Source organism: Marinobacter sp., assembly GCF_041686475.1.
In the GTDB taxonomy this organism is placed as follows: Bacteria; Pseudomonadota; Gammaproteobacteria; order Pseudomonadales; family Oleiphilaceae; genus Marinobacter.
Map to the genome: position 1 here is coordinate 45,656 of NZ_JAWLDU010000004.1, position 24,256 is coordinate 69,911.

At 57.5% G+C, this 24,256-nt stretch carries 22 protein-coding genes; 8 read left to right on the plus strand and 14 right to left on the minus strand.

Annotated elements, in window-relative coordinates; all coding sequences use genetic code 11:
* The first annotated feature begins 12 nt into the window (after positions 1-12).
* Complete coding sequence (locus tag ACESMB_RS01940; protein WP_411288278.1) at positions 13-117, plus strand: pirin family protein; 105 nt, start codon at positions 13-15, stop codon at positions 115-117.
* An 8-nt stretch (positions 118-125) separates the two neighbouring features.
* Here the strand turns inward: ACESMB_RS01940 and ACESMB_RS01945 are convergent, their stop codons facing one another.
* Both ACESMB_RS01945 and ACESMB_RS01950 read right to left on the minus strand, forming a co-directional pair.
* A complete protein-coding gene (locus ACESMB_RS01945; RefSeq protein WP_372970803.1) occupies positions 126-992 on the minus strand; it encodes a phosphoribulokinase in 867 nt (288 codons plus the stop codon).
* Between the two features lie 18 nt (positions 993-1,010).
* Positions 1,011-4,769 carry a DUF1631 family protein gene (locus tag ACESMB_RS01950; protein WP_372970804.1) on the minus strand — a complete coding sequence of 1,253 codons (3,759 nt, stop codon included), beginning with the start codon at positions 4,767-4,769 and terminating at the stop codon, positions 1,011-1,013.
* Positions 4,770-4,937: 168 nt separating this feature from the next.
* On the opposite strand from ACESMB_RS01950, the gene ACESMB_RS01955 reads away from it, so the two are divergent.
* On the plus strand, positions 4,938-6,008 hold the full coding sequence (locus ACESMB_RS01955) for an aminopeptidase (protein WP_372970805.1): 1,071 nt from the start codon (positions 4,938-4,940) through the stop codon (positions 6,006-6,008).
* Here ACESMB_RS01955 and argA read toward each other — a convergent pair.
* The 7 genes from argA to coaBC form a co-directional block, all read right to left on the minus strand.
* Positions 5,979-7,289, minus strand: a complete 1,311-nt coding sequence (gene argA, locus ACESMB_RS01960) for an amino-acid N-acetyltransferase (protein ID WP_372924979.1) — start codon at positions 7,287-7,289, stop codon at positions 5,979-5,981. The genes ACESMB_RS01955 and argA overlap by 30 nt on opposite strands.
* 44 nt (positions 7,290-7,333) lie before the next feature.
* Entirely contained in the window at positions 7,334-8,494 is a 1,161-nt protein-coding gene (gene argE / locus ACESMB_RS01965) for an acetylornithine deacetylase (protein WP_372970806.1), read from the minus strand.
* Between the two features lie 26 nt (positions 8,495-8,520).
* Positions 8,521-9,774 carry an acetylornithine deacetylase gene (locus ACESMB_RS01970; RefSeq protein ID WP_372924981.1) on the minus strand — a complete coding sequence of 418 codons (1,254 nt, stop codon included), beginning with the start codon at positions 9,772-9,774 and terminating at the stop codon, positions 8,521-8,523.
* A gap of 22 nt (positions 9,775-9,796) precedes the next feature.
* On the minus strand, positions 9,797-10,693 hold the full coding sequence (argB, locus tag ACESMB_RS01975; RefSeq protein ID WP_372924982.1) for an acetylglutamate kinase: 897 nt from the start codon (positions 10,691-10,693) through the stop codon (positions 9,797-9,799).
* A 58-nt stretch (positions 10,694-10,751) separates the two neighbouring features.
* Positions 10,752-13,382: a phosphomannomutase/phosphoglucomutase gene (locus ACESMB_RS01980; protein ID WP_372970807.1), complete on the minus strand. Its 2,631-nt coding sequence runs from the start codon at positions 13,380-13,382 to the stop codon at positions 10,752-10,754.
* Positions 13,383-13,468: 86 nt separating this feature from the next.
* On the minus strand, positions 13,469-13,930 hold the full coding sequence (gene dut, locus ACESMB_RS01985) for a dUTP diphosphatase (protein WP_372924984.1): 462 nt from the start codon (positions 13,928-13,930) through the stop codon (positions 13,469-13,471).
* A 12-nt stretch (positions 13,931-13,942) separates the two neighbouring features.
* Positions 13,943-15,157, minus strand: coding sequence for a bifunctional phosphopantothenoylcysteine decarboxylase/phosphopantothenate--cysteine ligase CoaBC (gene coaBC, locus ACESMB_RS01990; protein ID WP_372924985.1), 1,215 nt, complete (start codon positions 15,155-15,157; stop codon positions 13,943-13,945).
* A 163-nt stretch (positions 15,158-15,320) separates the two neighbouring features.
* On the opposite strand from coaBC, the gene radC reads away from it, so the two are divergent.
* The 3 genes from radC to rpmG all read left to right on the plus strand — a co-directional run bounded on the left by radC (position 15,321) and on the right by rpmG (position 16,599).
* Positions 15,321-15,995, plus strand: coding sequence for a RadC family protein (gene radC, locus ACESMB_RS01995; protein ID WP_372924986.1), 675 nt, complete (start codon positions 15,321-15,323; stop codon positions 15,993-15,995).
* Between the two features lie 200 nt (positions 15,996-16,195).
* Positions 16,196-16,432 carry a 50S ribosomal protein L28 gene (gene rpmB / locus ACESMB_RS02000; RefSeq protein WP_027829915.1) on the plus strand — a complete coding sequence of 79 codons (237 nt, stop codon included), beginning with the start codon at positions 16,196-16,198 and terminating at the stop codon, positions 16,430-16,432.
* An 11-nt stretch (positions 16,433-16,443) separates the two neighbouring features.
* On the plus strand, positions 16,444-16,599 hold the full coding sequence (gene rpmG / locus ACESMB_RS02005) for a 50S ribosomal protein L33 (protein WP_007153739.1): 156 nt from the start codon (positions 16,444-16,446) through the stop codon (positions 16,597-16,599).
* 69 nt (positions 16,600-16,668) lie between these two features.
* On the opposite strand, the gene ACESMB_RS02010 is transcribed toward rpmG, so the two are convergent.
* The 3 genes from ACESMB_RS02010 to ACESMB_RS02020 form a co-directional block, all read right to left on the minus strand.
* Entirely contained in the window at positions 16,669-17,529 is an 861-nt protein-coding gene (locus ACESMB_RS02010) for an endonuclease/exonuclease/phosphatase family protein (RefSeq protein ID WP_372924987.1), read from the minus strand.
* 62 nt (positions 17,530-17,591) lie between these two features.
* Positions 17,592-18,230 (minus strand): thiol:disulfide interchange protein DsbA/DsbL, encoded by a 639-nt coding sequence (locus ACESMB_RS02015; protein ID WP_372924988.1) that lies wholly within the window; start codon positions 18,228-18,230, stop codon positions 17,592-17,594.
* A 141-nt stretch (positions 18,231-18,371) separates the two neighbouring features.
* Positions 18,372-18,980, minus strand: coding sequence for a c-type cytochrome (locus ACESMB_RS02020; RefSeq protein ID WP_372970808.1), 609 nt, complete (start codon positions 18,978-18,980; stop codon positions 18,372-18,374).
* Between the two features lie 174 nt (positions 18,981-19,154).
* On the opposite strand from ACESMB_RS02020, the gene yihA reads away from it, so the two are divergent.
* Complete coding sequence (gene yihA, locus ACESMB_RS02025) at positions 19,155-19,793, plus strand: ribosome biogenesis GTP-binding protein YihA/YsxC (RefSeq protein ID WP_372924990.1); 639 nt, start codon at positions 19,155-19,157, stop codon at positions 19,791-19,793.
* A 166-nt stretch (positions 19,794-19,959) separates the two neighbouring features.
* On the opposite strand, the gene ACESMB_RS02030 is transcribed toward yihA, so the two are convergent.
* Positions 19,960-20,646 carry a TetR/AcrR family transcriptional regulator gene (locus tag ACESMB_RS02030; protein ID WP_372924991.1) on the minus strand — a complete coding sequence of 229 codons (687 nt, stop codon included), beginning with the start codon at positions 20,644-20,646 and terminating at the stop codon, positions 19,960-19,962.
* A 167-nt stretch (positions 20,647-20,813) separates the two neighbouring features.
* On the opposite strand from ACESMB_RS02030, the gene ACESMB_RS02035 reads away from it, so the two are divergent.
* Together ACESMB_RS02035 and coaD are read left to right on the plus strand one after the other, a co-directional pair.
* Positions 20,814-22,259, plus strand: a complete 1,446-nt coding sequence (locus ACESMB_RS02035) for a coniferyl aldehyde dehydrogenase (protein ID WP_372924992.1) — start codon at positions 20,814-20,816, stop codon at positions 22,257-22,259.
* Between the two features lie 135 nt (positions 22,260-22,394).
* Complete coding sequence (gene coaD / locus ACESMB_RS02040) at positions 22,395-22,877, plus strand: pantetheine-phosphate adenylyltransferase (protein WP_372924993.1); 483 nt, start codon at positions 22,395-22,397, stop codon at positions 22,875-22,877.
* Positions 22,878-22,934: 57 nt separating this feature from the next.
* Here the strand turns inward: coaD and ACESMB_RS02045 are convergent, their stop codons facing one another.
* Positions 22,935-24,227: a DUF945 family protein gene (locus tag ACESMB_RS02045; RefSeq protein WP_372970809.1), complete on the minus strand. Its 1,293-nt coding sequence runs from the start codon at positions 24,225-24,227 to the stop codon at positions 22,935-22,937.
* Positions 24,228-24,256: the final 29 nt, after the last annotated feature.

A 24,256-nucleotide genomic window follows, 5' to 3' on the forward strand; every position in this document is an offset into this window, starting at 1 on the left:
CAGAACATCCGTCTGGACCCGTTCCTGATGCTGGACGAATTCGGCTCCGACCAGCCCCAGGACTATATTGCCGGTTTCCCGTCCCATCCTCACCGCGGGCTCCAAACGGTCGCCTGACGGCCTGATCAGGCGAAAGGTTTGCGGGCAATCAGTTCCGACACCAGCGGCCGCATGATCAGGTCCATGGCCAGTGACAGCTTGGTTCCGGGAATGACCAGCGTGTCATGACGGGATAGACTGCTGCCTGCAATCACCTGCAACAGGTAGGAAAAGTCTACGTCTGACGGGTCACGGAAGTGAATAACAATCAGGCTTTCATCTTCGGTAGGCACATCCCGGACGACAAACGGATTGGAGGTGTCTACCAGGGGGATGCGCTGGAAATTAACATGGGTATGGGTGAACTGCGGGACAATATCGTGCACATAGTCGTCCATGCGATTAACGATGGTCTGCACTACCGCTTCCTGTGAGTAGCCACGCTTGTTGGTGTCGCGATGGATTTTCTGGATCCACTCAAGATTGACGATGGGGACAACTCCCACCAACAGATCCACATACTGGGCGATATTGTAGGTCTCGCTGATCACCCCGCCATGGAGGCCTTCGTAGAAAAGCAGATCAGTATCCGGTGCCAGCGGCCCCCAGGGGGTAAAGGTACCGGGTTTGTGGCCGGCCTCCACCAACTGACTATCTTCATCATGAACATACTGACGGAACTGCCCGTTACCAGTATGGCCGTAGTCGTAAAACAGTGCTTCCAGCTTGTCGATGTGGTTTGCAGCCAGCGCAAAGTGATTGCGTTCACCAAACTGACCCTTGGCGGCAAGGCGCGCCATCTGCTCACGATTATAGCGATGGAAACTGTCACCACTGACCATGGCGGCTGCAAGCCCTTCACCGGCAAAAAGGCGGCTGAATATCCTGCCGGTGGTCGTGGTACCAGCACCGGACGAACCGGTTACCGCAATGATCGGATGACGCTTTGACATAACAGGGGGTCCGGAAAGTCAGTCCAGGCTGCTGAGCAACCGCGGCTTTTCGATGATGAAACCCTGAGCATAATCCACGCCCAGACTCGTCAGCATATCCAGAACCCCGCGGTTTTCAACCTGTGAGGCAATCACTTCCCGTTTCATGTAGTGGGCCATGTCCACCATCGACTTCACCATGGCCCGATCCGTTTCACTGGTATCCAGCTGGCCGGTGAACGCACTGTCCAGCTTGATAAAGTCTACCGGCAGGCTTCGCATGAACTGGAAGGACGTGGGCCCGCTGCCAAAATCGCCCAGGCAGAAGCGGCAACCAAACTCCTTCATTTCCTCAATGAACTCGGAAATACCCTGAAGGTCGTTGATGGCAGAAGCCTCGGTAATCTCGAACCAGATCCTTTCAATGGGGGCATCCTTCTGGCTCAACTTGTCGTAGATAAACTCCATCAACAGCTGATCATTCAGCGAATGCCCCGACAGGTTAATACAGATACCTCCCATGTGATGGGGATCTGGTGCCTTGTCCCGCAGCCAGTCCAGCATCTGCCCCACCACCCAACGATCCACTGCCTGCATGCGGTCATAGCGCTCTGCCATGCGCACGAAATCCTTGCCGGTAATCAGATGACCAGCGTCATCGTACATGCTGATGAGAATCTCGTACTGTGCCGCCATGGTGGCATGGGGGTGAAGCGGAATAATCTTCTGACACCGCAGTAACATGCGCTCTTCGTTGAGATCCCCGAGATTGGCAACCTTGGCCGCAATCTGCTCCTGGCGGGCGTGATCCTGAGCGTCCAGGGAATATTCCATGACCTTGCCGTGGCCCCGCTTCTTGGCGGCTTTCATGGCTTCCTCCGCCGCTTTCAGCCAGCGTTCGGCATTGGCCAGGGCCGGCATCTCCTCTGCCAGACCGGCACTGGCCGAGAGGTGATAACTGCCACTTTCAAAGCTGAAGTCTATAGCCTCGATTGCCGATACGATGCCGCGGGTTGCATCCAGGGCCGTTTCCGCCGGCAACATGAGGGCAAACTCGTTACCGGAGAGCCGCGCCAGCGGCATGCCGTCCCCCACATGGCTGCGAAGCACGTCCGCAACCATTCGCAATGCCTCGTCCCCGGCCTGGTAGCCCGCAGTGTCATTGAGAAGCCGGAACTGGCGCAGGTCAAGCCGCACCAGTGCGCGTTCATCTTCGCGTCGAGCCAGCTGCTGTTCCAGCATACGTTCGAACTCACGGCGGCCCAGTAACCCGGTCAGTTCATCGTGGGTAGAGGCCCAGGACAGCTGGTCGTATACCTTGCGCACCATGCGGTCAATGCTCTCATCCACCAGTGGCCGCTCGTACTGGCTGTCCGGAACGATAATGCCCTTGCGCATCTGCTGGGCCAGTGCTTCCAGGTCCAGCTCCACAACACGCATGCCCTGGTGGTTAACGAACACAAAACGGCTGAACCCCCGGGCCACCCAGACCAGGCGAATATACTGCGGCTCGTCCGGTTTCTCCTGATCCCTCAGCCAGTCACCGGTGCGCAGCTGCTGGACACGATTGATCCAGCGCTGCAGGCTGCGTTGTTCGCGCTCGGACAGTGCCTGTTTCTTGTCGTCTTCGCTTTTGGCTGGCGGGATTTCCACCATATCAGGCGCGCTTTCAGGGCTGCGCACCAGGAACTGCTTGAGCTCATCGCGAATCTGCGAAGACGGCATATGGTTACTGGATATGGAGGCAAGGCCGTCCTGGATAACCCGCAATAACTCCGGCAGATTGATGGTGTTCTGGGGGTCATCCGCAAAGGTCATCAGCGAATCGATAACGGACAGATAGTCCTGCCAGAGCGGGCTGTCCTGCCCCTGGCGAATCCAGGTCAGCGAGAGCAGATCTCGCCAGCCTCCTTCCAGCAGGCTGACCACCGCCTTGGGCACCTTCCGGCCCGCCAGTTTCTGTTCCAGCGTCTCCGCAACTGCCTTCTTGGACTCGGACACCTTCTGGGCGCCTTCTGCAGCGGCAGCAACACGCTCCACGTTGCGACGATATACCAGATTCTGGCGATCTATCAGGCCATCCAGCTCCTGCATCGCACTTTCAAACACCCCGGTGTCCTGCTCGAAATCGGTGGCAATGCGCTGCACCAGTTCATCGACCCGCCGCTGCACCACCGGGTTGATGCGACCGCCCTTGACACCCAGCTGGGCCAGCCGGTTCATGACTCCGCGCACCGGGCTGTCCTGATCGTCAAAGAACTCCGGGTCCCGCATCACCACTTTCAGCACAGGCACTTCCAGCTGGCGTATCCGCGATTGGGCATACTCACTGAGCTTCGGGCTTTCAACCACGCTGCTGAAGAACCGGTCCACCACGTCCAGAGTGCTTTGCTGCTGTTCAGCCAGGGCGTGTTCGCCACTCTCCCGAACCCGCTCCACAACTCGCTCACGAAGGGACGGCTGTTCCGGACTGGCGGTTGCAGCCTGTAGCTGAAGTTCCTGAAGCTGCTTCTGCAATTCACCGGCAGACAATTCTCTGGCACCGGCTGAAAACTCCATCGGAGCCAACTCTCCACGGGCCTGGCGGCTTGCACTCAGGGTGCCAAGCAGATTCTTCACGGTGGCGAACGCAGTCTGCGCGGCGGCTGCATAGCCGCGGAATTCTGAGGCCGAGTTCCGTGCCGGGGCGCTCGCCGGTTTTCGCTGGGGGCTCTGTGCCTCGCTGGCGGGCCCGGAAGTCACTGGCTCCGGCACCTCCGGCCTGGGCGCCTGCTCTGGCTTTTTAGCGTCACCTCCACTTTCCGCCGGCGCCTGTTCGCTCAGATACTTACTCAGATCCAGGTCTGGCAATATTCCATGGCGAACCAGGATATTGTTAAGCTCCCGATACAGGGGGCCAAGGTGCATCAGTACCGACTTCTCGAACACTTTCAGGCAGACCTTTTCCACCTCCCTGTCGGCCTTGAGGAGGCTCAACCCGGAATGGAAGGATTCGCAGATCAATGACGGCCCCAAGGGATTGTGGTGCCCGGTGGAATTCGCCACTCCCAGTTTGTCCAGACGCAGCTTGAGCTGAAGCAGATCGCCCCGGTACTGGGTGTCCGCCTTGGTTACCATCACGCGTATCGTCAGCCAGTCTTCGAACTCGCCCTTATCGACCACCGACAGCTCCGCCCCTGGCGCACCCTTGGGTGCGGGCTTGAGAGGTGACTCGAGGCTCCTGGCCATCTGATGCCATATGATCCGCTGGCGCGCCTGTAGCTGTCCCGACGCATCCATGAATTCGTTCGCCTGCTGATCGTTAACGGCTCTCTGGGCCGATTCACGCAGGCCCTTGATCATCTGAACGAAGCAGGCATCCATTAACGGCTCTATGTACTGTATAACCGCCTTGGCTGACTGGTGCAGAACAAACTGAACCTTGTCGCTGGGGGCGGGCAACGAGGCCCGGTCCTGATTACGGTTGGCGCCACACTGCTCCAGCATGGCGTTTACGGCCTCGGGATTGGAGCGGCTAAACTCCACGCCCATGGCACCCTCTATCCGGCGCATGACGTTTACGTGCAATTCGTGGCGTTTACGGCCATCAGGGCTGCGGAAGCGGACCACCAGTTCTGGCGTATTACGCGCAAGCACCTGATCGAGCTTTTTCGACGTTTCCCCGGAATACCGTACAAACAGGCCTTCGGCACAAAAGTCTGCAATCTGGCAAGGCAGATTTTCGCCATTACCAACATCGAGTTGGGCAGCAAGCTTGATCGGTTGGCGGGGGCTCGAACGACGTTCTTTCGGATCCATGAACTACCTGATATCTGGCGAAGCCTGATGGCCCGGTTATGCAAACTGCCCCGGTCACCGGCCGGTATCCCTGAAAGGCAGCGACAGCTACCTGCTACTTGGGGGAACATAGCTGTAATATAACCCCTGACATACTTGTCAGCCAGCAACAAAATAACAGCCAGAACCATGACACAGCTTAGTCAGATCTATCTCGTTACGCTACTGATAACGACACTTTCCGGGTGTACGACACTAGGCTATTACAGCCAGGCCGTCAGTGGTCATCTGTCACTGATGATGTCGACGCAACCGGTACCCCGATTGCTCGATGCACCATCAACGCCAACGGATCTGCGACAGAAGCTCAGCGTGGCACAGGAAGCCCGTGAATTTGCCGAAAACCAGCTCGCCCTTCCCGTCGGCGATGCCTTTTCCACCTATGCCGAACTGGGACGCCCCTGGGTAGTGGTTAACCTGGTGGCTGCTCCGGAGTTTTCGCTCCAGGCTCATCGCTGGTGCTATCCGGTCATTGGCTGCCAGGCTTACCGTGGCTATTACCAGTTGGAGGAGGCGCAGGAGGAAGAACAGTACTTCAAGGACGAGGGCTACGATACCTTTATCGGCGGTGTCACCGCCTACTCAACCCTGGGCTGGTTTGATGACCCGCTGCATTCCGGTTTTACCTCCCTGCCCGACAACCGCATGGTGGCCCTCATGTTCCACGAACTGGCCCACCGCGTGGTTTATATTGACGACGACACGGCCTTCAACGAGAGTTTTGCCACGGCTGTTGAACTGGAAGGCCTTCGGCTGTGGCTGAATCAGCAGGATGACGAGGACGGCTTCCAGAGGGCCCTGGAGCGGCTCCGCCAACGCAACCAGACCCTGGCACTGGTGACTGCGGCAACGGCGCAACTGGAGGCGCTCTACGTACAACAGCACACACGGCCCAAGGCTGAGCTCCGGCAACAAAAAGCGGAGGTATTCCGGAAACTGCAGGATGATTATCAGGCGATGTCAGCGGACTGGAACCAGCCCGGCCCCTTCGGAGAGAACCCCACGGAGCTGAACAACGCCAACCTGGTACTGTTCAGTCAGTACAACCAGCATGTGCCGGCCTTCCGGCAAATGATCCGCGATCATGATGGCGATTTCAAAGCCTTCTATGCAGCGGTCGAAAACCTTTCCGGGCAGCCACCCGGGAACCGGCAAAAGACCCTTGCCAGGTTAGGCCAGAACTTTAACGAAGACCTTTGAATTGCGTTGGGAGTTGTACGACGCCAGCTTGAGCCCGGGCAACTCACGCACGGTTGACGGCTGAAAACCCCGTTCCCGGAACCAGTGTTCCGTCTGCGTGGTGAGCGCAAACAACCGCTGGATGCCCTGCCCTTTCGCCAGCTTCTCGATCATGGCCAGAATCTCGTCTCCGCGCCCGGCACGGCGATAGGCCTGGTCCACTGCGAAGCAGGACAGCTCACCGGCACTTTCATCCGGATAGTGATATAGCGCCGCACACCCCACAATTGTGCCGTCCCGCTCGGCCACGACAAAACTGCCAATCTCCGTCTCCAGCATTTCCCGGGAACGACGCACCAGAACCCCCTGCTCTTCCAGTGGCTGGATCAGTTCCAGTATGCCACCGATATCTTCCACCCTGGCCTGACGGATCTGCTCATAGTTATCACTGCTGACCAGAGTGCCGGAACCGTCCCGGGTAAAGAGTTCTTCAAGCAGCGCGCCATCGTCGGCATAGCTGATGATATGAGCCCGACGCACGCCCCGCACACAGGCATCGCAGGCCGCCCGCAACAGATCGCCGTCGTGTCCGTGGACCATACCGGCCGCCAGCCGGTCAGAGGCCTGCCGGGCAGACAGTTCCCGCATGAGCTGGCTGTCATCATCCAACAGCCCCTGGTTCCCGGTATACATAATCAGCTTCTCGGCCTGCAATGCAGCGGCAACCTGGCCCCCGACGTCTTCATAGGACAGATTGAACGCATCACCGGTGGGCGAATACCCCAGCGGCGGCAACAATACAATATGGCCCAGTTCCAACAGCTTCTCGATACCGCCGACATCCACCCGGCGCACCCGGCCGGTGTGGCCGAAGTCGATTCCGTCCAGCACTCCTACAGGCCGTGCAGCGACATAATTGCCACTGCTTACCCTGATCCGGGCGTTGTGCATCGGCGAATTCACAAGACCCATGGAGAGCCGACTCTCCAGAAACGCCCGCAAACCACCGATCGCCTCCAGCACCAGTGGCAACTGCTGCTCTGGTGTTACCCGCAATCCTCGATGGAAACTGGACTCTTCGTTCGCATTGTCCAGCCGCCACTGAATCTGTGGCCTGGCGCCAAACGCCACCACCAGCTTGATACCTAAACTGCTGAGCAATGCGATGTCATGGATAATATTGATCAGGTTGCCATGGGCAATCGCATCGCCCCCAATGGTCAACACAACTGTGCGACCCCGGTGAGCGTTTATATAAGGCGATGAGTGACGGAACCCATGCAACCATTCGTTCGATTTCAAACTCTTCTCCTGCGAGTCTTCAGCTTCTGGAGTCTTCCCCGAGGTTAAAGACAGAACTCTTTGATTAGTCCCTTGAGGATCCTTACGGCCGGATCCAGTTGGGACAGCTCCAGGAATTCATCCGGCTGGTGGGCCTGGTCGATATAACCGGGGCCCATGACCAGGGTTTCCAGTCCCAGTTTCTGTAACCACGGGGCTTCCGTCGCAAATGCGACTGCCTCCGCCGTGTGGCCCGTCAGCTTTTCGCAGGCCCTCACCAACTGAGCATCGGCTGGCGTTTCGAATGGTGGAACGCCATCGAACAACGGCTCAAATTCCATCGAGAGCTCGCGGCTTTTCGCCAGTGGCTGCAGCTTGTGGAGAATCTCCTGGCGCAGTGCGTTCATGTCCATGCCCGGCAAGGGTCGCAAATCAAAGTGCAACTCGCAGCGGGCGCAGATGCGGTTGGGGTTGTCGCCGCCGTGGATGCAGCCCAGGTTCATGGTGGGCACCTGGACCTTGAAGTTGGGATTGGCGTATTTCGCCTGCCAGCCGGACCGAAGGGCCAGCAATTCGCCCAGTGCTTCATGCATGCCCTCCATGGCATTGCGGCCCAGGGACGGGTCTGAAGAATGACCGGACTGGCCTTCGAATACCAGCCGCTCCATCATGATGCCCTTGTGCATGCGCACGGGCCTGAGGCCGGTGGGCTCGCCAATCACTGCATAGCGGGCCCCGGGACGGCCGGCTTCGGCGAGTGCGCGGGCACCGTTCATGGAGCTTTCTTCATCAGCAGTGGCCAGGATGATCAGCGGCTGCTTCAGCTCTTCACCAATGAAGGCCCGGGCCGCTTCGATGGCCAGCGGGAAAAAACCCTTCATGTCGCAGGTGCCCAGACCGTACCAGCGGTCATCCCGCTCGGTCAGGGTGAACGGGTCGCTCTGCCAGCGTTTGTCGTCAAAGGGCACCGTATCCGTATGGCCGGAGAGCACCAGACCGCCGGGACCGCTGCCGAGGGTGGCGATCATGTTGTATTTTCCGGGCATGCCCGGAACTTCAAGCAACTCGACGTTAAAGCACATCGGCTCCAGCCATTCCGCCAGTGTGCGCACAACCGGCTCGTTGCTGTGATCCCATTCGGCCGAGGCACTGCTTATCGAAGGCTGGGAGATCAGCTTCGTGAGCATTTCACGAATGCCAGGCAGGTGTTGTGTGGATCCGGACATAGAAAATTCTCCGTCCCGTCTCCGGGCTAGCGGGCCTGGCCGCGACGCCAGACCTCAAAAGTTGCAATCAGCCGAATGGCAATGGGGTAGGCTACCTCGCCGCCCTCGACCGGCCGTGCGATTTCCATCCGCGAATCGTCCACGCTCACCAGACGACCCTCTACAACATTACCATTCTCCAGGGTGACTCTCACCGTCCGCCCGATCCAGGAATCGGCTTCCTCCCTGTCAGCAGGGTTCCAGCCGGCAACGATGTTGGTGCCGTCATCACCGTTGCCTCCGGTAACAATCGGCTCCAGCATGGCTTCGGGCTGTTCCGGGAACTCTGGCTCGACGCGAGTCAGATAAACATCCGGCACTTCCGAGCGGTTGTAACGGACACTCAGGCTGTCGTCGGTGGCTGCACCATCCACCTTCACTGGCACGCCCCAAACCGGGGCTGACGGATCAAGCTCCAGGGTCAGCTCGCCGCCTTCGGTCAGCCACTGCCGATACAGTGCCAGCAATTGTTCGCTGGCACTGAAACCCCGGGTCCGCAGTGCGTCGCTGAAAGTGTCCATAACGATACTGGCCCATTCAGCAGTTTCCACTCCAGATTCCCGGGAACAGTAGGCCGCCACCCGACGCATCAGGCCCCCGTCCCTCAGGGTTACGATCATGGCCGACGAAGATGATTCCGCAATGCCCGGAAGATCCACAAGATTGAGCCTTGCACCCGGCCAGTCCACTTCCACACTTCCTGCGTTGACGGTGGTCAGTTCCCCGTAAAGACCGTCAGCACCCTGGATGACCAGAGCCTCGCCCGACACACCGGATACACCGAGCCGAAGCAGGTCACCGCTACCAAGATGCTGGCGGTGATCTGGGCCGCAAACAGGTGAAAACAAAGCTGGCGTCATGACACTGCCTGCCGTCACCCAGTTGCGGAACATATTGGTGTCCAGCATCAGGCGCAGGTTCTCTGCCTGTAGGGACCACTGCCCGGGAAGGTCTGCCGGATTCACCAGGGCCGTCAGCAATGCCAGCGGTGAATGGGCGTTGAACATCACCCTGTCAAACTCCACCGGCCGGGTGAGACGGTAATCCTGGTAACTGCCATCCCCCAGCACCAGTTGGCCATCGATACCTGAACGGATCTCGCCCCGGTCGATGACGCCAACGTCTTCCAACGCTTTGCGGGCTTCGGACAAGCGCTGGTCCGCCAGCCACCAGACCGCCCCCTTGAATGACAGATAGCCAATCAGGGCCAGGACAACCAGAAAGGTGAGCAGGCGCTTCATCAATTGTTCCTCTCTGGCGTCATCAGTTACGGGAGATCAAGGTACCCACACCCTCATCGGTAAATATTTCCAGCAACGTCGCATGGGCCACACGGCCGTCGATGATATGAGAGGTACGAACGCCGTTTTCCACCGCGTTCAGGGCGCAGCGAATCTTCGGCAGCATGCCGCCATGAATGGTGCCATCCTCAATCAGCTCGTTGACCTGTTTTGCGGTCAGCCCGGTCAGCACCTTGCCGTCCTTGCTCTTGAGGCCGGAAACGTTGGTCAACAGGATCAGTTTTTCAGCCTTCATGGCTTCCGCCACTTTGCCGGCCACCAGGTCTGCATTGATATTGTAGGACGCACCATCCGGGCCAACGCCAATGGGTGCGATAACGGGAATTACATTACTGCGTGTGAGCATGTCGATGACTTCGACATTCACACTGTCGACTTCACCCACGTGGCCGATATCAATAATTTCCGGGCGCTCGAGTTCAGGAGAGCGATTCATGACTTCCAGCTTACGGGCACGGATCAGGTTTGCATCCTTTCCCGTCAGGCCCACGGCAGTGCCCCCATGGCGGTTGATCAGGGAGACGATCTGTTTGTTTACCTGGCCGCCCAGGACCATTTCAACCACGTCCATGGTCTGGCTGTCGGTAACCCGCATGCCGTTTACAAAGTCAGATTTGATGTTGAGCCGGTCCAGCAGTTCGCCAATCTGAGGCCCACCACCATGCACAACAATGGGATTGATGCCCACAAGCTTCATCAGTACGACGTCCCGGGCGAAGCTGCTTTTCAGCTCCTCGTTTTCCATGGCGTTGCCGCCGTACTTGATCACCACTGTTTTGCCGGTAAACCGCTGAATATAGGGCAGGCCCTTACTCAGTACTGCCGAAACCTGCATTGCTGTTTCACGATCCAGAGCCATTCACATTGCCTTGTTAGTCAGATGTCCCATCATTGGTGCCACGATTATTCCAGAGCTGTCAGAAATCCGCGACAAGATCCGGTGCCACTTTCTGCAGCTGTTCCCGGAAAACAACCTTGATGCGTTCCAGAGCTTCCTCGGTTTCCGCCTCGAAACGGAGTACCAGCACCGGCGTGGTATTTGATGCACGACACAATCCCCAGCCATCGGTATATTCCGCGCGGACTCCATCGATGGTGCTGATGTTGGCGTCGCCAAAGTCGCCCTGCCTGCCGAGACGTTCCACTAGATCGAACTTGGTGTCTTCCGATACGTCCACATTCAGTTCCGGCGTGCTGATGTCCTCAGGAAAATCCTCGAAGACTTCATCACAATGGCGATCCTCGATACCCAGGATCTCCAGCAGCCGGGCCGCGGAATAAAGGCCGTCATCAAATCCCATCCAGCGCTCGCCAAAGAAGATGTGGCCACTCATCTCCCCTGCCAGAAGGGCGCCGGTTTCCTTCATTTTCGCCTTCATCAGGGAATGGCCGGACTTCCACATGATCGGTCGCCCACCGGCTTCGGATATCACCCCTGCCAGGCGGCGACTGCATTTCACGTCATAAAGGACATCCGCACCCGGATTGCGTGACACCACATCCCGGGCAAAGAGCATCAGCAAACGGTCCGGCCAGATGATCTTTCCGGAATTGGTCACTACACCCAGGCGGTCGCCATCACCGTCGAAGGCCAGCCCGATATCGGCGCCCTCGGTTTTCACCCGATCGATCAGGTCCGCCAGGTTTTCCGGCTTTCCGGGATCCGGGTGGTGATTGGGGAAATTGCCATCCACTTCGCAGTAAAGCGGGATCACCTCGCAGCCCAGTTCCTCAACCAGTAACGGAGCCAGCTCACCGGCAATGCCGTTACCGGCATCCAGTACCACCTTGAGAGGGGCTGCAACCGCAATGTCTCCGACAATGCGATCCAGGTAGGCGCGGCGAACGTCCTCAGAGGACTGGGCACCCTGCCCACTGGCAAAATCACCGGTACGGATTCGCTGCAACAGTTTCTGAATGGCATCACCGGACAGGGTTTCGCCCCCGAGCATGATCTTGAGACCGTTGTATTTGGCCGGATTGTGGCTGCCGGTCACCATGACCCCGGAACCGGTATCCAGCTCATGGGTTGAAAAATAGAGCACTGGGGTCGGTACCGCGCCCACATGAATCACATTGCAGCCGCTGGCCATAACTCCCGCGGCCAGGGCATCTGCAAGCTCAGGGCTGGAATGACGACCATCGTAGCCAACACACAGGCTGTCAACGCCGCGCGCTATGGCCTCGCTGCCAATGGCCTGACCAATCACTGTCACGATATCGGGCGTGAGGGTTTCGCCAACAATGCCACGTATGTCGTAGGCCCGGAATATGGTGTCGGAAACCTCGGCTTCCGGCAGACGAACCTCATCTACCTCCGGCGTATCTTCCGGGCCGCCGGAACCTCCAAAGCCCAGCACATCGTCGTCACCGTCCAGCATATCAATGTCGAGCATGTCCTTGTCCTGGAACAGGGGCTCATCGGCCGCCGGTTTGGCGGCCTGGCCAGCACTGGCCGGTTTCGGGCGTGCCGTTTCTCCCGCCTTGGCAACCCGCTTTTCGACCATCTGCGAAAGCCGGTGAAGCACTTCAGCGGTAGACGCCACCATGTCCCACTTCAGAGAGGGCGGCTTGATCCGTTCCCCACCGAATACCTTGTGTGCCCACTGGATCAGCACGGTAACATCCTGGCGCAGGCCTCTCTGGGCATTGCCCAGAAGCAGCCAGACAACAATCGCCGCTATTACCGCAGGAACCAGTGCCAGGAGAATCACCAGCACACTGCTGAACAGCGGAGCCGGGGAAGAGGCCGGCCGATACTGAAGCTCCCAGTCCGGATTGGTGAGATCACGAGCCTGGACCGGGCCATTCCCGCTACCCTGGCTGACAATGGTGCGGTTTGAACCGTTAACGGACTGGACCAGGGAGAATTGCCCACCCAGTTCCTGATTGACGCCAGACATCAATGGCTGCAGCTGAGTGGTGTCGAAAACCACCAGTACACTGCCAGCAACGGCACGGCTCTGGGGATTGCGAACAGGGGCGGCCATCTGCAGGTACCATTGCCCGTCACGCGGGAAGGCATCCGGATACAGTCTCTGGCCGGTCTCCGCACGCCGTGCCAGATCCAGACCGGCAAAGCCCAGGGTGGTCTCGCTGGCGCTACGGGGGATGTCACCGTATGGGAACAGATATACCGCCTCTATTCCGGGCAGGGTACCAGCAAGACCCGCCGCGACATCGCCCCTGGAGGTCTCGCCACGCAACGCCGCAAGAACATGATCCTGGGTGGAAATGCCTTCCACCGCAGACTGCAGCAACGACAGCTGCTGGTTGAACCTGATGGCTGCCGTATCTGCTTCAAGTGCGGCCTGCATTTCAAAGCGACGGCCCTCGGAGGGCTCCGCAAGCACGAAATAAAGCAGCGCCGTTGATATGGCGCCCGCTATGACCACAACCAGAGCCTGGGCGATCGACACAGAACTTAACCGTTTATGGCGGGGGCCGTTGGCCGTTTTTTTGTCCTTGCTCTGTTTTTTTGCTGGTTTCCTGTCTTGATTTGTATCAGGTGCAGCCTCTTCAGAGTTCTTCTTCCTGCCAAGCTTCATAGTCCATCCTGCTGGTGTTATTTTCGCCCGGATTCTTCATTTATCAGGGGAGTATAGACCCTGAACACTGTTCTGCGCCTGCAATCTCAGCGGCTACCCGTTGAGCCGAATCCGCCGTCTCCGCGCTGGCTGGCATCAAAAGACGACACTACTTCAAAGTCTGCCTGCACCACGGGGACCAGAATCAGCTGGGCAATGCGTTCACCTACCTCAACGGTAAATTCGGTCTGCCCGCGGTTCCAGCAGGACACCATAAGCTCACCCTGGTAATCGGAGTCAATCAGCCCTACCAGATTACCCAGCACAATGCCGTTTTTGTGTCCGAGCCCGCTGCGGGGAAGGATCATTGCTGCCAGCGACGGGTCAGCAATGTGTATTGAAAGGCCGGTTTTTATCAGTTCGGTCTGGCCCGGCTTCAGGGTCACAGGGGCATCAAGACAGGCACGCAGATCCAGACCGGCGGAGCCTTCGGTCGCGTATTGGGGAAACGGCACGGAATTACCAATCCGGTCATCCAGAATGCGTACCTGAAACGTTTTTCGGGTCATCGGTTTTCCTTGTCAGAGAGTGCCGGCCGGGCCAGCCTGCTTGGTAAGTTCATCTGCCATCAGGGCGATCAGCCGTTGCGCAAGGATCGCCTTCGGAGCAGGGCCAATAGCCTCCCGACCCTGGGCCCAGAACACAGTGACGGCGTTGTCGTCACTGTTGAAACCGAGCCCCGGCGCTGAAACGTCGTTAGCAACAATCATATTGAGCTTTTTCCGTGTCAGCTTGTCGAGGGCGTAGTGCTCAACATCTCGGGTTTCTGCGGCAAAGCCAACGGTGAACGGGGCATCATTCCGGGCCGCTATAGTAGCCAGGGTGTCGGGGTTGCGCACCAGCGACAGGCTCATACTTTCGTCAGACTTCTTGATCTTGTCATCGGCACAGGTATCAGGGCGATAATCCGCCACTGCTGCCGTGGCAACAAACAGGTCACAGCCCTCATCAACTGCCTTGCCGGCTGCATCCAGCATTTCCTGCGCTGTCATTACTCCGCGGACCTCCACACCGGATGGTGCAGCAATCGCCACGGGGCCGCTGACCAGAACCACATCGGCACCGGCAGCCCGGGCAGCAGCAGCCAGGGCATAACCCATTTTACCGGAGCTGTGGTTGCTGATGTAACGAACCGGATCGATGGGTTCCCGGGTAGGACCGGCCGTTATTACCACCCGCTTTCCGGTGAGCGGGCCACGGGCGGCCCCACCGATCATATCGTTCAGCGCAGCGGGCTCCAGCATTCGGCCGGGGCCGACATCACCACAGGCCTGATCACCCTGGGCAGGCCCCCAGAGGCTGACCTGGGAGTCCGACTCCAGCAGCGCAATGTTGCGCTGCGTGCGGCCGTTACTCCACATGGCCTGGTTCATCGCCGGGGCTATTGCAATGGGCGCCTCTGTGGCGCAACACAACGTAGTCAGCAGATCATCTGCCATACCCTGGGCCAGACGGGCAATGAAATCGGCGGAGGCCGGAGCAACCACTATGTGATCCGCCCACTTCGCCAGCTCGATATGTCCCATCCCGGACTCTGCTTCCGGATCCAGCAGAGACGTCCTGACCGGCTCGCCGCTCAGTGCCTGGAAGGTCAGTGGTGTCACGAAAGCCTCTGCACCCCGGGTCATCACCACGCGGACCTCATGGCCGGACTTTTTCAGCAGTCGCACCAGCTCCGCACTCTTATAGGCGGCAATACCACCGGTCACCCCCAGCAGGATTCGTTTAGCGGCCATAGCGGCTCCGTATCCGTCACAAAATGAAAGGCTTATAAGATAGCATGCCAGAACGCTGCCGGCAGCCTGTCGGGCGTGGTAGAATTGTGCCGTTATGATACCGTTGTTATCGATAACGACGGCACAGGCGCAGGAAGCGCAGACCATCAAGGAAAGGATTCTCATGCCCGATCACAAATGGCCCAACGACGAACGACCACGGGAACGATTGCTCGCCCACGGTGCCGGCAGTCTTTCTGATGCCGAACTACTGGCAATTTTTTTGCGCACCGGCACCGCAGGCATGCCGGTGATGGCACTGGCCCGTCATCTCACCGAAGCTTTCGGCGGCCTGCGAGGCCTGATAACCGCCTCCAGACGGCAATTCTGCGAAGTAAAGGGCCTGGGCACAGCAAAATACGCCCAGGTGCAGGCAGCCATGGAAATGGCCCGCAGGGTAATGGACGAGCCCCTGCGCCAGGGTGACCCGCTACGTTCCCCGGAAGATACCCGGCGCTTCCTCTGCAGCCGGCTTGGCACCTACCCCCATGAAGTCTTCTCCGGGCTTTTTCTGGACAACCGCCATCGGGTCATCCAGTACCGGGAACTGTTCCGGGGCACGATAGACGGAGCCGCCGTCTACCCCAGGGAAGTCGTCAGGCAGGCCCTGGAGTTCAATGCAGCGGCGGTGATATTCGCTCACAATCATCCGTCCGGTGTGGCAGAACCGAGCCAGGCCGACATTTCCCTGACCAGACGATTGAAGGAGGCGCTGGGCCTCGTGGATATCAGGGTTCTTGACCATATGGTTGTCGGCCATGGTGAGGTAATATCTCTGGCTGAACGGGGGCTGATGTAAACCGGATCGGGTTTCATCGGGAAACTGGCCAAATTCCCAACAATTTTTTGCGTTGGGGCGGCAGTTCTGGTATAAAAGCGTCCCTTTCTGGCGGCGTCTGGCGAGCAGCGTGCAAATTTGAGGCGCAGGTAGCAACCAGAGACGCAATTAAACGAATTAAATACGCATTTTCAGGACCAAAGCTCAGGTCGGAGGCAAGTATGTCCAGAGTCTGTCAGGTTACCGGTAAGCGACCGGTCACCGGTAACAACGTTTCTCACGCGATGAACCACTCACGTCGTCGTTTTCTCCCCAACCTGCAGAATCATCGCTTCTGGGTTGAATCAGAGAAACGTTTCGTAAAGCTGCGCGTATCCACCAAGGGTATGCGTGTTATCGATAAAAAAGGCATTGACGCTGTGCTGGCCGATCTTCGTGCCCGCGGCGAGAAATTTTAAGGAGCCGCATCATGCGCGAGAAAATCAAGCTGGTTTCATCAGCAGGCACTGGTCACTTCTACACGACCAACAAGAACAAGCGTAACACCCCGGAAAAAATCGAGATCAAAAAGTATGATCCGGTTGTCCGCAAGCACGTTGCGTACAAGGAAGCCAAGATCAAGTAAGATTATGGCGACCACAAAAAACCCGGCCACGGCCGGGTTTTTTTATGCCTGAGATCAGGACACCTGGCGCTAGAAGGTTTCCAGATAGCCCTGGGGCAGTTTGATGTCCATTGCGATCGGCAGATGATCCGATACCGGGTAGCTCACGACCTCTGAACGCCTTATTTCCAGGCTCGGGCTCACCAGGATATGATCCAGTGCCCGCTCGGGGCGCCAGCTGGGGAAGCTGTGGGCGGTGTCAGGCAGCGGCACAAGGTTCGAATGTTTAAGCGGCGTATTGCTGAGCAGCTCTTCCGCGTGATTGTTGAGATCACCCATCAGAACCACGTGCTGGTATTGCGCAATCAACTCCTGGATATAAGCCAGCTGGCGATGTTGCGCAGCCTTGCTCAGCGACAGGTGCATCATCACCAGAACCAGCGGATCTTCCCCTACCCCGTAACGGGCAACGATAGCGCCCCGGCCCGGAATCAGGCCGGGTAACCGGTGCTCTGTTACATCCAGCGGCCGGTAGCGGCTGAGCAGGCCATTGCTGTGCTGTGCCAGATGCCCCAGGTTGCGATTGAGCTGTTGATGCCAGTAGGGAATGCCTGACGCCTCGGCCAGGTACTGCACCTGATTGATATAGCCACTACGCATACTGCCACCGTCACATTCCTGCAAAGCAACCACATCGTAATTTCTGAGCAGTGTGGCAATACGGTCCAGATTCTGGATTCGCTTGCTGTGGGGAAGGAAATGCTGCCAGCTGCGGGTGACGTAATGACGATAGGAGGATGTATTGATACCAACCTGGATATTGAACGTCAGCAGCCTGATATGACGATGGGCCTCGAACTCCGGAACATGATCATCACCAGAACAGGTCCCGCGGGGGCCATCCGTTGATTTCAGAATACCATTCAGCTGCTTGCGGATACGGTTATACATTGTGTTGGCAGCTCTGATTCAGTGTCGGGCCCGGTCACAGGCGGTTGACCGGGCCAATGCAATTACTCGCCCTGACCGGCACGCTCCTGCTCGACCAGGTAATCGACAACTTCCAGTACCGCTTCATGTCCGCCGGCCATTGATGCCGTGATCCGGTACTTACCATTAACAATCATAGTCGGTGTGCCGGTTACGCGCGCGCCACGGATCTTGGACTGGGCCTGCTGCATCTTGGCATTCACACCGAAGCTGTTGTAATTTTTGAGAAACTCCTCGCCATCCACATTGTGATTTGCCACAAAATCCGCCAGGGCCTCACCTGAATTCAAGGGCTTGCGCTCATCCGCCAGAGCCTTGAAAAGAGCATCATGCACCTTGTCCAGCTCACCCATGGTCTGCAGCGCGTAAAAAGCCTTGGCATGAGGCTCCCAGGAACTGCCCAGGGCGGCCGGAATGTTTACGTAGTTGACATACTCCGGACTGTTTTCAACCCAGTTCTCGATCAGCGGCTTGAACGTATAGCAATGGGGGCAGCCATACCAGAACACTTCCGCCACTTCGACACCTTCATCACTGGCAGTTCTTACCGGGCTATCCAGCTCCTGATAATGCTTGCCTTCCTCCCAGGTGGCGGCGCTGGCCTGAACCACGAAAGACATGGCCAGGATGGACAGTGCGGCGTTCCGGATTATTCCGTTCATTCATTATCTCCGGTTATCAAGTTGGACAATTAAAAGGGATTATGACCCAGCAGAGCTGCAAAGTTCCACAGGGGAGAAATTAAAGCGAGGCAACCAACAAAAAACCCCGCCAGAGCGGGGTTTTGGATCAGTCCGTACAGGTCAGTTAAGCCCTGAAACGTAACTGGCTACGGCTTCGATCTCGGCATCCGTGAGCTTGGCCGCAACATCCATCATGATGGACGCGTTCTGGCCGCTCACACGCTCGCCGTCGCGGTATTCCTTGAGCTGCTTTTCAACATAATCCGCACTCTGGCCGCTAAGCCTGGGGTAACCGGCTGGCTCGTTTCCCGTACCACGGGGATTATGGCAGCCGGCACACGAAGGCACGCCAGAGGCCATGTTACCACCCCGATAGAGTGCCTTGCCTTCGTCCACCAGATCAGGATCAGCCTGCGCGACCGTAATATCCTGTTCGTTGAAGTACGCAGCAAGGTCCTGCAGATCCTGGTCAGACATGTCGTCCAGCAGACCGGTCATCTCTGCGATTTCGCGATCCTCGTCCTTGATCAGCACCAGTTGCTGATAGAGGTACTTTTCCCCGATACCCGAAAGCTTGGGGTAAACAGACATCACCGGTTTTGCGCCACCTTCACCGTGGCAACCAGCGCATGTTTCCGCGTTTTCCTCGCCTGCTTCAGGATCTCCTGCCCCGTGAGCCATCGCTGTGAGGCCAACACCGAGAACAACTCCTGCGATCAGTTTTTTCATGCTCGCTCCGCTTCTCTCATCCAAAAGTATTCTTCGTTATGCAGCCGGCAGGCACGGGCCCGAAAGGCACAAACCGGGGCTGGTAAGCAGCAACGCTCAGCGTGCTGCCCGGAATTGGTGTAGCATTATACATTAATCCCTGATAACTGAAATCCAATAGGAATATCAACACCCGTGTCATCTGACCTGACTCAAAAAAGCATCTCTTTCAACAGCGCCCGGTTTCTGACAAGCGCCTCCCGGCTGGAGGAGTGTCCTCCCGACCACGGTGCCGAGGTGGCGTTTGCCGGCCGCTCGAACGCTGGCAAGTCCAGTGCCATCAACTGCATCACCACCAATGGCAAGCTCGCCCGCACCAGTAAAACCCCCGGGCGTACCCGTCTGATCAACTTCTTTTCACTCAACCGGGAAAACTGCCGCCTGGTGGACCTGCCCGGCTATGGCTATGCCAAAGTATCACGGGACATGAAAGACGACTGGCAGAAACACCTGGGCCACTACCTGAACGACCGCCGCTGCCTGCGGGGCCTGGTACTGGTGATGGACATCAGGCATCCGTTAACCGATTTTGATCAAATGATGGTGGAATGGTGTGAACATAACAAGCTCCCACTGATGATTCTGGCCACCAAGGCCGACAAACTGAAGTTTGGCCAGGCCAAAACCGCGATGCTTAACATCGCGCAAAAGCTGGAAGGGCTTGAGTGCCTGCAGCACCTGGTCATGTTTTCTGCAACCTCAAAGCGGGGCCTCGACGAATCACGGAATGCGCTTCATCAATGGCTGGAAGACGGTGCACCGGAAGCTCTGTAGGCACTGCGTTCAGACCAAAAAAAACCGGCCTGCAGAAACAGGCCGGCGAAACGTCAGGGTTTGCGACGTGCTAAAACCTGAGAACTCTCTCAGGCGACACCGTGAATGTCCGAATTCCCGATGTCACTATTAAAGACACATCAATTGATTAAAAGTTCCCCAATTATTAACTTGATCCGGCTGCTTCACTCGAAGCCTCTGCCGACTCCGGCAGACAGGGACGGTATTTTTCCCGCAACGCCATCACCTGTTCGCGATAATCCGCCGTCAGATAGGGGATTTCCAGCGTCAGCACCTGATAGATGCCCTGTTTCAGTTCGTTCAGCGTCAGGGTGGTCGACTCTTCCAGGGCATGGGCTGTTTTCAGGAACGCCATCCAGTTGGTAATCACCAGCCACACGTTCAGCGACATGGCAGAGCGCAGCTCGTCTGGCTGGGGCTGGATAATCCCCGCTTCTGCCAGCTTCTCGAAAATCCTGCTGATCGCTGCCAGGCAGCGGTTGGTGAATTCGCGATAGTCCTGTCGCAGGCGTAGGTCACTGTCGAGCAGGTATTCCAGGTCCCGGTGGAAGAAGCGGTAACTCCAGAGTCCGTCGAACACCGACTCAAGGTAGAACGTCAGGTCTTCCAGGGTAATGGGCCGGTCTTCCGGAATATCCAGGTAAAAATCCACCAGCTTTTCATATTCGAGAAAAATCTCGTAGATGATGTCCGACTTGTTGCGGAAGTGGTAATAAAGGTTGCCCGGCGAAATGGCCAGGTGAGCAGCAATATGATTGGTGGTGATATTGCGCTCTCCCCTTTCGTTAAAAAGCTCCAGGCTCGAAAGAAGGATCTTGTCTCGGGTTTTCATAGGCTCTGCAATGCGTTGTTGTATTTAGGATGGCCCGATCCGCCATCCGGTCGCCTTGACTCACTAGAGTATATACTCTAATAATACCCGCAAGCGCAAACTGAATACTTTTTCACCAATGCTATTTCCGGCCCGGCAAAAGCCCGGTGTCGCGAGGAGAGAACGCTATGGTTGCCACCGTTGTACAGCTGACTGAAAGCAAAAAACAGATCCAGCATACTCACAGGGTGTTCGATGATCAGAAAAAGGCCTTCCGTAACAACCCTATGCCGTCGCTGACAGAACGCCAGGAAAATCTGAAACGGCTCAAACGTGTGCTGATGGCCAACCAGGACAAGTTGCTGGACGCCATCGACCGGGATTTCAGTTGTCGCTCGAAGGACGAGTCCCTGATTGCCGAGGTCATGCCATCCATCCAGGGAATCAATTACGCCCTGAAAAATCTTGAGGGCTGGATGAAACCTTCCAAACGGCATGTTTCCATGTTGTTCCAGCCTGCCAGTAACCGTGTTCACTACCAGCCGAAGGGCGTGGTGGGCGTCATCGTGCCCTGGAACTATCCACTATACCTGGCCGTTGGGCCACTGGTAGCGTCACTGGCGGCCGGCAACCGCACCATGATCAAGATGTCCGAATACACGCCCCATACCTCTGCCCTTTTCCGGGAGATCATCGAATCGGCGTTCCCGGAGGACCTGGTCAGTGTCATTAACGGTGAAGCGGATGTTGCTGCGGATTTCTCCAGCCGGCCTTTTGATCACCTGCTGTTCACCGGTTCCACCTCGGTCGGCAAGCTAGTGATGCGTGCTGCAGCCGAGAACCTCACTCCGGTCACCCTGGAACTGGGTGGCAAGTCGCCGGCCATTGTCTCCCCGGATGTTCCCATGGAAGACGCGGCCCAGCGCATTGCCTTCGGCAAGGCCCTGAACGCAGGCCAGACCTGCGTGGCGCCAGACTATGTTCTGTGCCCGGCTGACAGGGTGCATGCTTTTGTGGATGAATACCGCAACCAGTTTGCGAAGATGTACCCAAGCCTGCGGGATAATGACGATTACACGGCCATTATCAATGAGCGCCAGTATGATCGCCTCCAAAGTTACCTCGAGGACGCCCGGGAGAAGGGTGCGGAGCTGGTTGAGATCAATCCGGCTCAGGAGAATATGAAAGATGGCACTCGCAAGATGCCTGTTACGCTGGCACTGAAGACGACGCCGGATATGAAGATCATGCAGGATGAGATTTTCGGGCCGATTCTGCCGGTGGTCAGCTACGGCAACCTGGACGAGGCGATTCACTACATCAATGACCGTCCTCGCCCCCTGGCGCTGTATTTCTTCGGCTACGACAAATCAATGCAGGAGCACGTGGTGGACAACACCCATTCAGGCGGCATGTGCATCAACGATGCGCTTATGCACGTTGCCCAGGATGATCTGCCGTTCGGGGGTGTGGGTGACTCAGGCATGGGCCATTACCACGGTAAGGAAGGCTTCCTGACTTTCTCCCATCATCGCGCGATTTTCAGCAAGCAGAAGTTTAACAGTGGCAAGTTTGTGTACGCGCCTCACGGTACGACTGCCCACAAGATGATATACAAGTTGTTTATTCGGTGATTTCGGGTCTCTGTGTCCGGTGCCTGCGACCTGGGCTGGGTAACGGGCGCCGATAAGAAGGGCCGTCAACAGGTTGAGTTCATCATAGGCGGGAAGGCTGCTATCCTGTCGGCTTCCGGTGAAAAGGAGCTCCGAATGCCAAAAGTCATCTATCCGGGCACATTTGACCCGATCACCAACGGCCACACCGACCTCATCGAACGCGCCGGCCGCCTCTTCGATGAAGTGGTCGTTGCCATCGCCTACAATCCCAAGAAGTCTCCACTGCTGACCCTGGAAGAGCGCTGCGACCTGGTCGCCCGGGCCACCTCACATCTGCCCAACGTCAGCGTCACAGGCTTCAGTAACCTGCTGGCAGACTTCGTAAGGGAACAGGGAGCAACGGTGATCCTCCGTGGCCTCAGGGCCGTCTCCGATTTCGAATACGAGTTCCAGCTGGCCGATATGAACCGCCGGTTGGCGCCGGAAGTGGAAAGCGTGTTTCTGACTCCTGCCAACCACCTGTCGTACATCTCCTCAACCCTGATCCGGGAAATCGCCTCCCTGGGCGGGGATGTATCGGAATTTGTCGACCCGGCCGTGGAAGCCGCGCTCAAGGAAAAGTTCAGCCAGAACTGAAGAGGCAGGGAAACTGCTGCCCAAAGGAGGGCAGCAGTCCGGAACAAAAAGAAATACTCAGAACAGCGGCGGCAAAGGGATCAGATTGCCGTTGATATCCAGGGCAAGGTCTTCCAGTGTGCCCTGAACCCGCACACGATCTCCCTCCTGCACCATCATTCCCTGCTTGATCAGTGGCGCTACCTGCATCCCCAGCTCAGGATACTGCTCCACCAGTGCCAGAGGCATGCTCAGGTCGAGATTACCTGTCAGGCGCTGCATCACCATCATCATCTGGTCTTTTTCGTCATCCGTTAACGATGGATGGCGTACCATGATCTCGCCAGTCACCGGGCCCTGCGGCGTCGCAAACGAAAGCTCCGGGAAACCGAACGAGAAACCTTCACCGGCAAGCCCCAGCATGGCCTGGTTGATGTGGTTCATGGACTCCATCTGTTTCTGCATCTCAGCACGGGAGTCGCCACCGGATGGCGTAAGGGCAGCCGCCTGCATATCTGTCAGTGCCGAAGTCAGGTCGTTCCAGTTCTGGACATCCACGCCGCTGAACACGAACGCCAGCCGATGCGGCCCAAAACTGTTGTGGTCCACCGTCATGGTGTCCAGAGTCGCAAGAGTCTCTGAGCCAATACTTGTGCCATTGTTCTCAGTAAAGATCTCGCTCTGGATGGCAAAATCGTCAAACCTGAACAAGGGCTCATCGCGGGCAGCTATTTCGAGGCGGGCCAACGACATATCACCATCGCCCAGCCAGACGTCCCCGGTCAGATGCTCCATGGCCTGCTCAAAACGGAAATCTTCGATGCTGATGCGAATATCAGGCCCACGGATGACGGCGCCTGGCCACAACATCAGCAAATCGGCCCTGGAGCCAGTGTCGCCGATTTCCGCACGACCATAGCTTTCAGAAAGGTCAAAGGATTCGCCGGTCTCGTCGTTGATAACGCTGACCGCCGGGACAGTCAGTTCCACAATCGCCGTGCCCCAGAGACGTGTTTCCAGGGTGAGCCGTGGCAATTCGTCGGGAAAGATTTCTTCAATTTCCGAACCAAAATCGTCAGACGGGGAAAAATCCAGCAGACTGCCGGTCACGCCATGGCTCACCCGGGCCTGATACCCGAATTCATGCTCTTCGCCGGTATCCGGGTTCTGGACCGAAACAGTGCCGGTAAAATCAGCACCCAGATAGCCCCGTTTATAATCACGCGTTTCCAGCTGGAAAAGAGGCTGGGCCTGGTTCACTTCCGTGGTGACGCTTTGCCACTGCTGTTCTGTCACGTAACCTACCGCCCAGGGGGCGACTACGCCAACCGCCAGCACTGCCGCACCGGCAACCATCCATTGCTTTTTCAACTACCCGCTCTCCAATACAGCGCCCATGC